The organism is Klebsiella sp. GL120222-02 (genome assembly GCF_003097195.1).
Lineage (GTDB): Bacteria > Pseudomonadota > Gammaproteobacteria > Enterobacterales > Enterobacteriaceae > Klebsiella > Klebsiella variicola.
This window is the reverse complement of the sequence record NZ_QEQO01000011.1, coordinates 1-15,497: the sequence shown is the minus strand read 5'-3', so window position 1 is coordinate 15,497 and position 15,497 is coordinate 1. Positions and strand designations below refer to the sequence as shown.

The window sequence follows — 15,497 nt, the reverse complement described above, 5'->3', positions numbered from 1 at the left end:
GTCAACAACATAGCCCCGAAAGATGAAGGGGATGAGGTGGTTTATGCAAACAACAACGGCCCTGCGCCTGTATGGCAAACGAGACCTGCGCCTGGAAACCTTTACCCTCCCGGCGATGCAGGACGATGAGATCCTCGCCCGGGTGGTCACGGACAGCCTGTGTCTTTCCTCATGGAAAGAGGCCAATCAGGGTGCCGATCATAAAAAGGTGCCAGATGATGTGGCCACCAGGCCCATTATTATCGGTCATGAATTCTGCGGCGAAATCCTTGCCGTCGGTAAAAAGTGGCAGCATAAGTTTCAGCCAGGGCAGCGCTACGTGATCCAGGCCAACCTGCAGTTGCCCGACCGACCCGACTGCCCCGGCTACTCATTCCCATGGATCGGTGGCGAAGCCACCCATGTGGTGATCCCCAATGAGGTGATGGCGCAGGATTGCCTGCTCACCTGGGAGGGGGATACCTGGTTTGAAGGATCGCTGGTGGAGCCGCTCTCCTGCGTCATTGGCGCTTTCAACGCCAATTATCATCTGCAGGAGGGGAGTTACAACCACGTGATGGGGATCCGTCCTCAGGGACGCACTCTGATCCTGGGCGGGACGGGGCCGATGGGGCTGCTGGCTATCGACTATGCGCTGCACGGCCCCATCAATCCTTCACTACTGGTAGTGACCGATACCAATAAGCCGAAGCTCAGCTACGCCCGCCGTCATTACCCCTCTGAGCCGCAGACGCTGATCCACTACCTCGACGGCCATGAGGCCAGTCGCGATACGCTGCTGGCGCTCAGCGGCGGCCATGGCTTCGACGATATCTTCGTGTTTGTGCCAAACGAACAGCTGATCACCCTGGCCTCCTCGTTGCTGGCCCCGGACGGCTGCCTGAATTTCTTTGCTGGCCCCCAGGATAAGCAATTCAGCGCCCCGATCAACTTCTACGACGTGCACTACGCCTTTACCCACTACGTCGGCACCTCCGGCGGTAATACTGACGATATGCGCGCCGCGGTGGCGCTGATGCAGGCGAAAAAGGTCCAGACGGCGAAAGTGGTCACCCATATTCTCGGCCTGAACGCCGCGGGCGAAACCACCCTCGATCTGCCTGCCGTCGGCGGGGGAAAAAAGCTGGTGTATACCGGAAAAGCCTTCCCGCTCACGCCGCTGGGCGAGATCGCCGATCCCGAACTGGCAGCGATTGTGGCGCGTCACCATGGGATCTGGTCCCAGGAGGCTGAAGCGTATCTGCTGGCCCACGCGGAGGATATTACGCATGATTAACCGCGATACGCTGCTGTGCATCTCCCTGGCGGGTCGCCCCGGCAACTTCGGCACCCGCTTTCATAACTATCTGTATGACAAGCTGGGATTGAACTACCTCTACAAAGCCTTTACGACTAAGGATATTGAGGCGGCGGTAAAAGGGGTTCGCGCGTTGGGTATCCGCGGCTGTGCGGTCTCCATGCCGTTTAAAGAGAGCTGCATACCGTTTCTTGACGCGGTCGACCCGTCAGCAAAAGTCATCGACTCCGTCAACACCATCGTCAATGACGACGGGAAGTTAACCGGGCTAAACACCGATTACATCGCGGTCAAAAGCCTGATCGCCAGCCATCGGCTCGATACCAACGCCAGAGTGATGATTCAGGGTAGCGGCGGCATGGGGAAAGCCGTCATTGCCGCCTTCCGTGATGCCGGTTTCCGCGACGTGATCATTGCGGCCCGCAATCGCCAGCGCGGCCTGGCGCTGGCAAAACAGTATGGCTTTCAGTGGCAGCCCCTGCCGGAAGGGATCGCAGCCGAGATTCTGGTCAATGTCACACCGCTGGGCATGGCGGGGGGAGCGGAAAGCAACACGCTGGCGTTCAGCGAGGCCATGGTGGACCAGGCCAGCGTCGTGTTTGACGTGGTCGCGTTGCCGGCGGAAACTCCGCTGATCCGCCTGGCGCAACAACGGGGTAAGCAAACCATCAGCGGTGCGGAAGTCATTGCCCTGCAAGCCGTCGAGCAGTTCGCCCTTTATACCGGCGTACGACCGGATAACGCGCTGGTGGCAGAAGCCTCGGCGTTTGCCAGAAGCTAGGATGTCCCTCCCGGGAAGGCGTCAGCCACGTCCCGGGAGGGCTACCTCGCCAGAAAAGAAGCGACATAAACGGAAAAATAATCCGTCTCAGTAGTCATCTCGTTCGTCGTCTTCATCCGGCTGCTCCATCACGCTGTAGGCCACCGAGCAGAACAGGCTGTTCAGACGCTTCATATCCCCCAGCAGCGCCAGGTGCAACGTACTGGTTTCGATACTCTGCACGTTCTGCTGATGCAGACGGTCAACGTGCGCATGCGAGTAACGGCGGTTAAGAATGCGGAACCGGTGTTTGCTGCGCCGCAGACGGCGGGCGCTGGGTACATCGCTGGAGAAGAAGACCGACATCGCCAGCTGCAGATTGCTGAGCAGCAGATCGTACAGCGCATCCAGCTCCTTTAACCCTTCCACCGAGAAGGCGCGCCGCGCCGCCAGCGATTTATCGGCGATCTCGCTGCCCATCCGCTCGACGATATCGGACGCCTGCTCGAGGTTTAGCGACATCTCAATGATTTCCGCCCAGCGCCGGGACTCCTCCTCCGCCAGCTCATCCTTTGGCATTCGCGCCAGATAGAGCTTAATGGCGGTGTAGAGCACGTTGATATCGTCCGCCATACGACGTAGCTCTTTCTCCTGACGCGGTTCGCCATGCATCACTTTATGCAGGCTCCCCAGCATCTGCTCCATCGCATCTCCAATGCGCAGCGTCTCGCGCGCGGCATTGGCCAGCGCCAGCGCTGGCGTATCCAGCGCCGACGGGTCAAGATGCTTGGGTTTCAGCTGGTTATCCAGCTCGGGCTCATCGCGGATCATACGCTGGCACAGCTTCGCCATCGGTCCGGCAAAGGGCACCATCGCGATGCAGCGCAGCAGGTTATAAAAGACGTGGAAGTAGATAACCAGCTCAGACTCCGCCAACGGCAGCTTGTGCATCGCCGCGGCCAGCGGATGGACGAATGGCAGAATAATCAGGCTCCCCACCAGCTTAAACAGCAGGCTACCCAGCGCCACGCGGCGCGCCGCCGCGTTTGCCGCGCTGTTGTTGAGCATCGCCAACAGCCCGGAGCCCAGGTTGGCGCCAATTACCAGGCACAGCGCCACCGGGAAGGAGATTGCTCCCGCCGCGGTCAGCGTCGCCGTCAGCAGCACCGCCGCCAGGCTGGAGTAGCTGATGATCGCGAATACGGCGCCAATTAAGGCATCCAGCATGATATCGCCGGTCAGCGAGGCGAAAATCACCTGCACACCGTTGGCCTGGGTGATGGGGTTCACGGCCTGCACAATCAGCTCCAGGGCCAGCAGGATCAGCCCCAGACCAATCCCCACCCGCCCCAGCTGCCCGGCGCGGGTTTGCTTGCGGCCAAGGAAGAAGATCACCCCGATAAAAATGAGTAGCGGCGATAGCCACGACAGGTCGAAGGTCAGCACCCTCGCCATCAGCGCCGTCCCGACGTCGGCCCCCAGCACCATTACCAGCGCTGGCGTCAGGCCCACCAGATCCTGGGCGACAAACGAGGTCACCAGCATGGTGGTGGCATTGCTGCTTTGCACCAGCGCAGTGACGCCAAGACCCGCGCAGAAGGCGAGCGGCTTTTTCTCTACGCTGCTACTGAGAACGGTACGCAGGCGAGCGCCATAGACGCGCATCACCCCGGTACGCACAATATGCGTGCCCCACACCAGCAGAGCAACCGCGGACAACAGGTGTAGCAGAGTTAACACGGAATCAGCTTCTCCTTATCATTATAGGTTTTCCGAAGATCAGGAACCTCTCTCAGTATAAGGGGTTAACCTCAATAAAGAGACAAGGCGCTCACAGAGCGCCTTGTTTGTTGTAAGGAAAGGTGACGATTTAGTCGGCATCATAGCCCAGATTAGGCGCTAACCAGCGTTCGACTTCCGCCGGGGTCATCCCTTTACGCAGCGCGTAGTCTTCGACCTGGTCGCGCTGGATCTGCGCCACGGCGAAGTACTTGCTGTCCGGATGGCTGAAGTACCAGCCGGAAACCGATGCCCCGGGCCACATGGCGAACGATTCGGTCAGCTTCATGCCGGTATGGGCTTCGACGTCCAGCAGCTGCCAGATGGTGCCTTTTTCGGTGTGCTCCGGACAGGCCGGATACCCCGGCGCCGGACGGATCCCCTGGTAATTCTCGCGAATAAGTTCCTCATTGCTGAGGTTCTCATTGGCCGCATACCCCCAGTAGACCTTGCGCACTTTCTCATGCAGATACTCGGCGAAGGCTTCCGCCAGACGATCGGCGATGGCCTTGATCATGATCTTGTTATAGTCATCATGCTGCGCTTCATAGGCGTCCGCCAGCGCGTCCTCTTCCAGGCCGCCGGTCACGGCAAAGGCGCCGATGTAGTCCGCCTTGCCGCTCAGCTTCGGCGCGACAAAATCGGCGAGGCAGTAGTTCGCGAAGCCGACCTTTTCCGTCTGCTGACGCAGATGATGGCTCACCGTCAGCACGTGGGTGCGGGTTTCATCGCGATAAATTTCAATATCGTCGCCCACGCGGTTGGCCGGGAACAACCCGACCACGCCGCGCGGGTTCAGGGTTTTCTCTGCGCTGAGTTTATCTAACAAATCGTTGGCGTCTTTGAACAGGCGCTGTGCCTCTTCGCCCACCACTTCATCTTCCAGAATCCGCGGGTATTTACCCGCCAGCGACCAGGTCATGAAGAACGGCGTCCAGTCGATGTAGTTGCGCAGCGTCTCGATGCTCGCTTCCACCTCCTGTACCCCCAGGCGATGGGCCACCGGCGGCGTGTAGCTCTCCCAGTCGAAGGCCAGATCGTTTTCCCGCGCCGCGGCCAGGGTCACCGGCGGCGTGCGCGGTTTTTTACGCCCATGCTGAATACGCACGGTCTCATACTCTTTACGCGTGCGGGCGACAAAATCATCGCGCTGCGTATCCGAGAGCAGCGCAGCCACCACCCCGACGGTGCGCGAGGCGTTCTGTACGTAAACGGTCGGGCCACTGTAGTTCTGCTCGATTTTCACCGCCGTATGCGCTTTCGAGGTAGTCGCGCCACCGATCAGCAGCGGGATGGTAAAGCCCTGGCGCTCCATCTCTTTCGCCACGTTAACCATCTCGTCCAGTGACGGAGTAATCAGCCCGGAAAGGCCGATCAGATCCGCATTGACCTCTTTGGCGGTTTTGAGAATTTTATCTGCCGGGACCATCACGCCAAGATCGATAATTTCGTAGTTATTGCACTGCAGCACCACGCCGACGATATTTTTACCGATGTCGTGAACGTCGCCTTTTACGGTGGCAATCACCATTTTGCCGTTACTGGAGCCCTGTTCTTTGCTGGCTTCGATATAAGGTTCGAGGTAGGCCACCGCCTGTTTCATCACGCGAGCGGATTTCACCACCTGCGGCAGGAACATTTTACCTTCGCCGAACAGGTCGCCGACCACGTTCATGCCGTCCATCAGCGGCCCTTCAATCACCTCAATCGGGCGGGCAGCCTGCTGACGCGCTTCTTCGGTGTCCTGTTCGATAAATTCGGTAATGCCCTTCACCAGCGAATATTCGAGACGCTTTTTCACGTCCCAACTGCGCCATTCCGCCTGCTGAGCATTCGCGCCGTCGTCCGCTTTGCTGCCGCGATATTTTTCCGCCAGCTCAAGTAACCGTTCGGTACTGTCATCGCGGCGGTTAAGGATCACATCTTCGACCGCGTCGCGCAGCTCGCCCGGCAGATCGTCGTAAATCGCCAGCTGGCCGGCGTTGACGATCCCCATATCCATGCCGTTACGGATCGCGTAGTAGAGGAACACGGCGTGGATCGCCTCACGTACCGGGTCATTACCGCGGAACGAGAACGACACGTTGGAGACGCCGCCGGAGATCAGCGCATGCGGCAGCTCGCGTTTGATGTCTTCGCAGGCGCCGATAAAGTCCTGCGCATAGTTATTGTGCTCTTCGATACCGGTCGCTACCGCAAAGATATTGGGATCAAAGATGATATCTTCTGGCGGGAAGCCGACCTCTTCAGTGAGAATTTTGTAAGCGCGACGGCAAATCTCAATTTTGCGTTCGCGGGTGTCGGCCTGGCCCACTTCGTCAAAGGCCATCACCACTACCGCGGCGCCATAACGGCGAACCAGCTTCGCATGGTGGATAAAAGGTTCAACGCCCTCTTTCATCGAAATCGAGTTAACAATGCCTTTGCCCTGAATGCATTTCAAACCCTTTTCAATGACTTCCCACTTGGAGGAGTCGATCATGATCGGCACGCGGGCAATGTCCGGCTCGCCGGCAATCAGGTTGAGGAAGCGCACCATCGCCGCTTCCGCGTCGAGCATCCCCTCATCCATGTTGATATCGATAATCTGCGCGCCGCTTTCGACCTGCTGACGGGCAACGTCCAGCGCTTCGCTGTACTTCTCTTCTTTGATCAAGCGCTTAAATTTCGCCGAGCCGGTGACGTTGGTACGTTCGCCGACGTTAACGAACAGGCTGTCGTCGCCGATGTTCAGCGGCTCCAGGCCGGCGAGGCGGCAGGCCACCGGCAGTTCCGGCAACTGGCGCGGCGGTAAACCGGCCACCGCCCGGCTCATAGCGGCAATATGCTCCGGGGTCGTACCGCAGCAGCCGCCGACGATATTGAGGAAACCGGCTTCCGCCCATTCGCGAATTTGCGTCGCCATGGTGTCGGCATCCAGATCGTATTCACCGAAGGCGTTGGGCAGACCGGCGTTCGGGTGCGCCGTGACGTAGCATTCGGCGATGCGCGACAGCTCCTGGACATACTGCCGCAGTTCGTCCGGCCCGAGGGCGCAGTTCAGACCAAACGATAAGGCTTCGGCGTGACGCAGCGAGTTATAAAAGGCTTCGGTGGTCTGTCCGGAAAGCGTGCGGCCGGACGCATCGGTGATGGTGCCGGAGATCATCAGCGGCAGGTCAACGCCCAGCGCCTCCAGCTCCTCTTTCACCGCATAGATGGCCGCCTTGGCGTTCAGAGTATCAAATACCGTTTCAATCAGGATCAGATCCACGCCACCTTCCACCAGCGCCCGGGTGGATTCGCGATAGGCAGCCACCAGCTGGTCAAAGGTAATATTACGGAACGCCGGATCGTTCACATCAGGCGAAATAGAGGCGGTACGGTTGGTCGGGCCAAGCACGCCCGCGACGTAGCGCGGTTTTTCCGGCGTGCGGGCCGTCCAGGCGTCGGCGCTGGCGCGGGCCAGCTTCGCCGCGGCAAAGTTGATCTCGGCCGACAGGGATTCCATCTGGTAATCCGCCATCGCGATGGTCGTCGAGTTAAAGGTGTTGGTCTCAATGATATCCGCACCGGCCTCGAAGTAGGCGTCGTGGATCTCGCGGATCACCTCGGGCTTGCTGAGCACCAGCAGGTCGTTGTTGCCTTTCAGGTCGCACGGCCAGTCAGCAAAGCGCTCACCGCGAAAGTCCTGCTCACTCAGACGATAGCCCTGGATCATGGTGCCCATGCCCCCATCCAGAACCAGAATACGTTCTTTTAACTGCTGATGCAGTTGCTCAACTTTGCTGCTCACACTTGCTCCCGACAACGCTCAACTCAGGCCAAATAGCCAACAAACCATACTGGCATAAACCACCGGAGCGGAAAAGACAACAACAGGCAATATGAGACATGTTCAGCTTCACTCCTCCGATGAGTCCGGTTGTGATTGCATTATCGCCAAATAAAACGAAAATCATTTCCACGATACAGAAAAAGGAGTCCGCGATGGCCACTACCCCCGTTCCCGCGAAACGCGGCAGAAAACCCGCGGCTGCCACCGCCCAGCAGGCTGGCGGTCAGGTTCAGTCGCTGACCCGCGGCCTGAAATTGCTCGAATGGATTGCCGAGTCCCACAGCAGCGTCGCGCTAACCGAGCTGGCGCAGCAGGCGGGTCTGCCCAACTCCACCACCCACCGCCTGCTGACCACCATGCAGCAGCTGGGCTTCGTCCGCCAGGTGGGCGAGCTGGGCCACTGGGCCGTCGGGGCGCATGCCTTCGTGGTCGGCAGCAGCTTTCTGCAAAGCCGCAATCTGCTGGCGATTGTCCACCCGATCCTGCGCCAGCTGATGGAAGATTCCGGTGAAACGGTGAATCTGGCGGTGCTTGACCAGAGCGACCACCAGGCGATCATTATCGACCAGGTGCAGTGCACCCAGCTGATGCGTATGTCGGCGCCGATCGGCGGTAAGCTGCCGATGCACGCCTCCGGCGCCGGGAAGGCGTTTCTCTCGCAATTAAGCGAAGAGCAGGTCACCAGCCTGCTGCACCGTAAAGGGCTGCATGCCTATACGCATGCCACGCTGGTCTCGCCGCTGCATCTGAAGGAAGATTTAGCGCAGACCCGCAAGCGGGGCTACTCTTTCGATGACGAGGAGCACGCGCTCGGCCTGCGCTGCGTCGCCGCCTGCATTTATGATGAACATCGCGAACCGTTCGCGGCAATCTCCATCTCCGGGCCGATTTCACGCATGACCGATGACCGGGTGACCGAGCTGGGCGCGCTGGTGATCAAAGCGGCGAAGGAAGTGACGCTGGCGTATGGCGGGGTTAAATAAAAAAATGCCCCACAGGGGCATTTTAAGTAGGCCTGATAAGCGTAGCGCCATCAGGCAGATCGGCGCACCCTGCCGGATGGCGGCGTAAACACCTTATCCGGCCTACTGTCAGCGCCATAGCGCACGCTAAAACGCTGCTTGCGCCGGTAGGCGTAAACATCTTCCACATGGCCGTTTTTAATCCGCGTCTGCAGCTCGCGCCAGTAGTCCGCGCGCAGCAGGTCGGCATGCATCTCCTCAAACAGCGGCCCAACGCGCGGGTCGGCGCACAGCCAGTGGCGGAACTCCTCCGGAAACACATCCCCCGGCGAAACGCTGTACCACGGCTCGCTGGCCAGCTCATCTTCCGGATAGCGCGGCGGCGGGATCTGGCGGAAATTTACCTCTGTCATATAGCAAATTTCGTCATAGTCGTAGAACACCACCCGGCCGTGGCGGGTGACGCCGAAGTTTTTAAACAGCATATCGCCGGGAAAGATGTTGGCGGCGGCCAGCTGGCGGATAGCATTGCCATACTCTTCTACCGCATCACGCAATGCCTGGCCGTTAACCTGCTCCAGCCACAGGTTGAGCGGCACCATTCGCCGTTCAATATAGAGATGACTGATGACGATGCGGTCGCCGAGATCGGTGAGTTTGTTCCCCGCTTCCGCCTGCAACAGCGCCAGCAGCGCCGGCGCGATTTGCCGTTTATCCAGCACGAAATTTTCAAACTCCTGGGTATCCGCCATCCGCCCGACGCGGTCGTGTTCCTTTACCAGCTGATAGCAGGCGCGCACGTGGGCGGCGGTCACCTCTTTCTGCGGCGCGAAGCGGTCTTTGATCACCTTAAACACCCGGTCAAACCCCGGCAGGGTAAACACCAGCATCACCATCCCGCGAATGCCCGGCGCTTCAATAAACTGCTCATCGCAGCGAGTAATGTAGTGTAGATATTCGCGATAGCTTTCGGTTTTGGCGTGCTTCTGACAGCCAATCGCCATGTACAGCTCGGCCGTCGTTTTGCCCGGCAGGATCTCACGCAGCCATTCCACCAGAGCGCCGGGCAACGGCGCATAAACCATAAAATAGGAACGCGCGAAGCCAAAAACGATGCTTGCTTCGGCATGGGTGGTCAGGCAGGTGTCAACAAACAACTCACCCTCATCGCTGCGGTGGATCGGCAGCAAAAAAGGCAGCGTCGCCATCGGCATGACCAGTTTGCCCACCAGCCAGGCGGCTTTATTCCGGTAGAACAGCTCATTGGCGACCTGCAGATGACAGGTGGCGAGCAGTTCCTCCCCCAGCGCCTCCTGCAGACTGGCAATGATATAGCCGATATCCCGCGCTTTGTTCTGCCACGGCAGCCGCAACGGCAAATCGGACAGTACTTTGCCCAGCAGGTGGGACCAGCCGCGTTCCGGAAAGAAATCTTTCGCCAGCGGTCGCGGTAGGGTGCGAAAGGGACGCTCGGGCTGCGAACTGAAAATAAAGAGCCGCTCGGGGGTCAGCGAGCGGTGGTCAAACAGTCGGCAGTAGACCGAATTGAAAAAGCTCTCGGCAATTTCAAAGCGAGGGTAATCCGGCAACAGTTGGGTGTACTGCTGTTTCACCCGCAGAAGAAAATCGACGTCGGTACTTTTCCCTTCGGTAATGCAGCGCAGCTGCTCTACCACCAGGCCAACGTGGTGATCGTAGAGATGGATACGCTGCTTCATCGCCTGCTGTACGGCGTGCCAGTCAGCCTGTTCAAAGCGCTGCTGCGCGCCGGAGGTCACCTCCAGGAAACGCCCGTACTGGGCGTCGAATCCCTGTAAAATGGTTTGGGCAATCAGTAGTTCCAGGCCACGCGTCATCGCTTTCCCCCATCCGGCACCACGTCATGCCGGATGGCGCGCTCGCTTATCCGGCCTGCATCCCTTCCCAGGCCCGGTCAGCGTCGCGCCGCCGGGCATGGCTCAAAACTGATCTTCTTCGGTCGAGCCGGTCAGCGCCGTCACCGATGAGGCGCCGCCCTGGATAATGGTAGTGACTTTGTCGAAGTAGCCAGTGCCCACCTCCTGCTGGTGCGAGACGAAGCTATAGCCTTCCGGCGCGGCAGCGAATTCCGGCTGCTGCACTTTCTCAACATAGTGGCGCATCCCCTCACCCTGAGCGTAGGCATGGGCGAGGTCGAACATGTTGAACCACATGCTGTGGATCCCGGCGAGGGTAATAAACTGGTATTTGTATCCCATGTCCGACAGCTGCTGCTGGAAGCTGGCGATGGTTTTATCGTCGAGATTTTTCTTCCAGTTAAACGACGGTGAGCAGTTATAGGCCAGCAATTTGCCCGGGAAACGCGCATGGATAGCCTCAGCAAAGCGGCGCGCCTGCTCAAGATCCGGTTTCGACGTTTCGCACCACACCAGATCCGCGTACGGCGCATAAGCCAGCCCGCGACTGATCGCCTGCTCGATCCCGGCGTGGGTGCGGAAGAACCCTTCGCTGGTGCGATCCCCGGTAATAAACTCACGATCGTACGGATCGCAGTCAGAGGTAATTAAATCGGCCGCATCGGCATCGGTACGGGCGATCACCAGCGTCGGGACCCCCATCACGTCGGCTGCCAGACGCGCCGCCACCAGCTTCTGAATCGCCTCCTGGGTCGGGACCAGCACTTTACCGCCCATATGACCGCACTTCTTCACTGACGCCAGCTGATCTTCGAAGTGAACCGCCGCTGCACCGGCTTCAATCATCGATTTCATCAGCTCAAAGGCGTTAAGGACGCCGCCAAAACCGGCCTCCGCATCCGCCACGATCGGCAGGAAGTAGTCGATATAACGCGGATCGTTCGGTTCAATCCCGACCGACCACTGGATCTGATCGGCACGACGGAAAGTGTTGTTGATCCGATCCACCACCGCCGGTACCGAGTTGGCCGGATACAGCGATTGATCCGGATACATGCTGGACGCCAGGTTAGCATCCGCCGCCACCTGCCAGCCGGAGAGATAAATGGCTTCGATACCCGCCTTCGCCTGCTGCAAGGCCTGGCCGCCGGTCAGCGCGCCGAGACTGTTGACGTACCCTTTTTTCGCCTCACCGTGCAGCAGACGCCACATTTTCGCCGCGCCAAGCTGTGCCAGCGTGCATTCTGGATTCACCGAGCCGCGTAACTTCACCACCTCTTCCGCGCTGTACGGGCGGGTAATGCCTTCCCAGCGCGGGTTCGTCCACTCTTTATTTAATTCTTCGATTTGTTGGGTACGGGTTTTCATGTGCAGATGCTCCATATAATTTCCTGGCTCCCCAGGCGCATTGGTGAAGGACTAAATGGCGAACCACACCATCTGGCGATCAGGCCAGCAGGCGGTAGCCCGGTAATGTCAGAAAATCAATTAGCTCGTCGGAGGTGGTGATCTGCTCCATCAGTCGCGCCGCATCGTCAAAGCGGCCGTGGCTGAAACGGTGCTCTCCCAGCTCCTCCTGAATCACCATCAGCTCTTCCGCCAGCCACTGGCGGAACAGCGCCTTCGTGACCGGGGTGCCGTCGTTCAGGGTTTTCTGATGATGGATCCACTGCCAGATAGAGGTGCGCGAGATCTCGGCCGTCGCGGCGTCTTCCATCAGGCCATAAATCGGGACGCAACCGTTGCCGGAGATCCAGGCTTCGATGTACTGCACCGCCACGCGAATGTTGGCGCGCATCCCGGCTTCCGTGCGCTCGCCCTCGCAGGGGGCCAGCAGCTGTTCGGCGGTAATTGGCGCATCCGCGCTCCGGGTGACCGAGAGCTGATTCGGCTTATCGCCCAGTACGCGGTTAAACACCGCCATAGCGGTATCCGCCAGCCCCGGGTGGGCAATCCAGGTGCCATCGTGACCATTGTTCGCCTCCAGCTCTTTATCGGCGGTGACTTTGCTCAGCACCTGACGGTTACGTTCGGCATCTTTGCTCGGGATAAACGCCGCCATGCCGCCCATCGCAAACGCACCGCGTTTGTGGCAGGTCTTAATCAACAACCGTGAGTAGGCGCTGAGGAACGGTTTATCCATCGTCACCACCTGACGGTCAGGCAACACGCGGTCCGGATGGTTTTTCAGCGTTTTGATATAGCTGAAGATGTAGTCCCAACGGCCGCAGTTCAGGCCAACAATATGGTCGCGCAGCGCATGCAGGATCTCATCCATCTGGAACACCGCTGGCAGCGTCTCAATCAGCAGCGTGGCCTTGATGGTGCCGCGCGGCAGGTCAAAGCGATCTTCCGTAAAGCTAAAGACATCGTTCCACCATGCCGCCTCCTGCCAGGCCTGGGTTTTTGGCAGATAGAAGTAGGGACCGCTCCCCTTCGCCAGCAGCGCCTGGTAGTTATGAAAAAAATAGAGCGCAAAATCGAACAGACTGCCGGGGATGGCCTCATTACGCCAGGTGACGTGCTTTTCCGGCAGGTGCAGGCCGCGCACACGGCATACCAGCACAGCGGGATTGGGCTGCAGCTGGTAGATTTTGCCGGCCTCGTTGGTGTAGCTGATGGTCCCGTTCACGGCATCACGCAGGTTAATTTGGCCATCAATGACTTTACGCCAGTCAGGCGCCAGCGAATCCTCAAAGTCCGCCATAAAGACTTTGACGTTGGCATTCATCGCGTTAATGACCATTTTGCGTTCAACGGGACCGGTGATTTCAACACGGCGATCCTGCAAATCCGCCGGGATACCGCGGATGGTCCAGTTTCCATTTCTAATGGAAGCGGTTTCCGAAATAAAGTCAGGAAGTACACCTTGATCAATGGCCTGCTGCTGCTGCTGACGCGCGGCCAGTAGCTTATTACGCGCCGGCGCAAAGCGGCTCACCAGTTCCGTCAGAAATTCTACCGCCTCAGGCGTTAAGATCTGCTTCTCCTGCTCGCCATAGGGCTGACTAAAGGCCAGTTCATCGGTGATTGTCGCCTGCTGCGTCATTGTGCTGTTCCTCTTGGTTGATCCGCTGGAAGCGAGCGAGAGATCGTTGTGTAGTTTTCGCTCAGCACAATTAAGACTACTCAATTAATTTTCAAAATCAAAAACAATTTCCATTTTAATTTTAAAATAGAGTTAACATATTGATAACAATGGAATTAAAGTTATCATTGAGCATGAAGTGAATTTCGGAAATAAAAAAGGCACCCGAAGGTGCCAGAGGCAAAGTGCTGAAACGCTTTAGGATCGTTTCGTGTAGAGTATTACTCCAGTGTAGGATTCATATGGCGCAGATCGTATGGTGTAATCTGGTAGACATAATAGTTAAGCCAGTTAGCAAACAGCAGATTGCCGTGGCTCCGCCAGGTGGCGCGCGGTTTGTTCTGCGGGTCGTTTTGCGGAAAATAGTTGTAAGGAACCTCTGGATTCAAACCGGCTTCCACATCGCGGAAATATTCGCTTGCCAGGGTATTGGCATCGTACTCCGGGTGGCCGGTAACAAAGGCGATGCGCTTATCTTTGCTGGCAAACAAATACGCATCGCCCTCTTCCGTCTCCGCGAGGATCTCGAGATCGGTGTAGTCGCGGATAAGTCCCGCCGGAAAATCAGCATAGCGTGAGTGCGGGGCCAGGAAAGAGTCGTCGAAACCGCGGGTCAGTAAGGCGTGTGGATGCAGAATATGGTGTTCATAAACGCCAGAAATCTTTTCGGCGCGGGTCTGCTTCGGAATGCCGTACAGAATATTCAGCGCGGCCTGAACCGCCCAACAGACGAACAACGTGGAGGTGACGTGATCCTTCGCCCACTCCAGCACCTGTTTGATCTGTGGCCAGTAAGCAACATCGTTAAACTCAACCAGGCCTAAGGGGGCACCGGTGACAATCAGGCCATCAAAGTTCTGATCGCAGATCTCATCGAAATTGCAGTAAAAGTTATTCAGATGCTCCGCCGGCGTATTACGCGACTCACGCGCATCAATACGCAACAACTGGATGTCCACCTGCAGCGGAGAGTTCGACAGCAGACGCAGGAACTGATTTTCCGTCTCGATTTTCTTCGGCATCAGGTTGAGGATTAACACCTTCAGGGGGCGAATTTCCTGAGTCGTTGCACGTGTTGTCGTCATCACAAAGACGTTTTCATTGCGCAAGAAACTGACGGCTGGTAGCTCGTCCTGCACCCGAATTGGCATAACTGTATTACCTCATAGCATACGTATAAACGTTTAGACATCCAGATAGCTGAAGATAACCAGGAATCGGGTGAATGTCGAGTCTGCATGTTCACGGTGAGAAAATTTCACGGCGCGCATTGAGTTAGAATATAAGAATGAAGAAAAGGAGAAACTATGGTTATTAGCATCCGCCGTTCCCGGCCAGATGAAGGGGATAAACTGATTGCGATATGGTGTCGGTCGGTCGACGCCACGCACGATTTTCTGTCAAAAGCGTATCGAAAGGAGCTGGAGGAGATGGTACGCGCATTTTTACCGGAGGCTCCGCTGTGGGTGGCGGCTAACACCCAGGACCAGCCGATCGCCTTTATGCTGCTTACCGGAGAGCATATGGATGCGCTGTTCGTCGATCCGGATGTCCGCGGCTGTGGCGTGGGGAAATTGCTGATTGAGCATGCGCTGTCGTTAACGCCAAAGCTGACGACGAATGTGAATGAGCAGAATGAACAAGCGGTCGGGTTTTATCAGAGGATGGGTTTTAACGTGACAGGGCGTTCTGAGACGGACGATCTGGGGCAACCGTATCCGTTATTGAATTTGATACATGAGCAGCAGGCTGAAGCAGACTAAGATTGACGTCGCAACTGCTGACCCTTAGGCAGGGGCCTCCCCGGAGGCGGTGCTGCGCACCTTGTCCGGGCTACAGGTCGTGCAGGGCGGGTGCGAATCCGTAGCCCCGGTAAGCGCAGCGCCACCGGGGAGACAT

10 protein-coding genes are annotated in these 15,497 nt (G+C 58.0%); 4 read left to right on the top strand and 6 right to left on the bottom strand.

Annotated features, from left to right (window positions below):
* Nucleotides 1–43 precede the first annotated feature (43 nt).
* Together sorE and N438_RS24670 are read left to right on the top strand one after the other, a co-directional pair.
* On the top strand, nt 44–1,276 hold the full coding sequence (gene sorE, locus N438_RS24675) for an L-sorbose 1-phosphate reductase (RefSeq protein ID WP_008807323.1): 1,233 nt from the start codon (nt 44–46) through the stop codon (nt 1,274–1,276).
* A complete protein-coding gene (locus N438_RS24670; protein ID WP_023296891.1) occupies nt 1,269–2,078 on the top strand; it encodes a shikimate 5-dehydrogenase in 810 nt (269 codons plus the stop codon). Before sorE ends, N438_RS24670 begins: the two co-directional genes overlap by 8 nt.
* Before the next feature lie 87 nt (nt 2,079–2,165).
* Here N438_RS24670 and N438_RS24665 read toward each other — a convergent pair whose 3' ends face one another.
* Nucleotides 2,166–3,797, bottom strand: coding sequence for a Na/Pi cotransporter family protein (locus N438_RS24665; RefSeq protein ID WP_008807325.1), 1,632 nt, complete (start codon nt 3,795–3,797; stop codon nt 2,166–2,168).
* Between the two features lie 130 nt (nt 3,798–3,927).
* Complete coding sequence (gene metH / locus N438_RS24660; protein WP_023296890.1) at nt 3,928–7,611, bottom strand: methionine synthase; 3,684 nt, start codon at nt 7,609–7,611, stop codon at nt 3,928–3,930.
* Between the two features lie 194 nt (nt 7,612–7,805).
* On the opposite strand from metH, the gene iclR reads away from it, so the two are divergent.
* Entirely contained in the window at nt 7,806–8,636 is an 831-nt protein-coding gene (gene iclR, locus N438_RS24655) for a glyoxylate bypass operon transcriptional repressor IclR (protein ID WP_004206826.1), read from the top strand.
* Nucleotides 8,637–8,686: 50 nt separating this feature from the next.
* On the opposite strand, the gene aceK is transcribed toward iclR, so the two are convergent.
* The 4 genes from aceK to metA form a co-directional block, all read right to left on the bottom strand.
* Nucleotides 8,687–10,471 carry a bifunctional isocitrate dehydrogenase kinase/phosphatase gene (gene aceK / locus N438_RS24650; RefSeq protein ID WP_012969170.1) on the bottom strand — a complete coding sequence of 595 codons (1,785 nt, stop codon included), beginning with the start codon at nt 10,469–10,471 and terminating at the stop codon, nt 8,687–8,689.
* 102 nt (nt 10,472–10,573) lie between these two features.
* On the bottom strand, nt 10,574–11,878 hold the full coding sequence (aceA, locus tag N438_RS24645; RefSeq protein ID WP_032701149.1) for an isocitrate lyase: 1,305 nt from the start codon (nt 11,876–11,878) through the stop codon (nt 10,574–10,576).
* Nucleotides 11,879–11,957: 79 nt separating this feature from the next.
* Entirely contained in the window at nt 11,958–13,559 is a 1,602-nt protein-coding gene (gene aceB, locus N438_RS24640) for a malate synthase A (protein ID WP_008807330.1), read from the bottom strand.
* Nucleotides 13,560–13,819: 260 nt separating this feature from the next.
* Nucleotides 13,820–14,749 carry a homoserine O-succinyltransferase gene (gene metA / locus N438_RS24635; RefSeq protein WP_008807331.1) on the bottom strand — a complete coding sequence of 310 codons (930 nt, stop codon included), beginning with the start codon at nt 14,747–14,749 and terminating at the stop codon, nt 13,820–13,822.
* A gap of 156 nt (nt 14,750–14,905) precedes the next feature.
* On the opposite strand from metA, the gene N438_RS24630 reads away from it, so the two are divergent.
* Nucleotides 14,906–15,361 carry an acetyltransferase gene (locus tag N438_RS24630; RefSeq protein WP_008807332.1) on the top strand — a complete coding sequence of 152 codons (456 nt, stop codon included), beginning with the start codon at nt 14,906–14,908 and terminating at the stop codon, nt 15,359–15,361.
* Nucleotides 15,362–15,497: the final 136 nt, after the last annotated feature.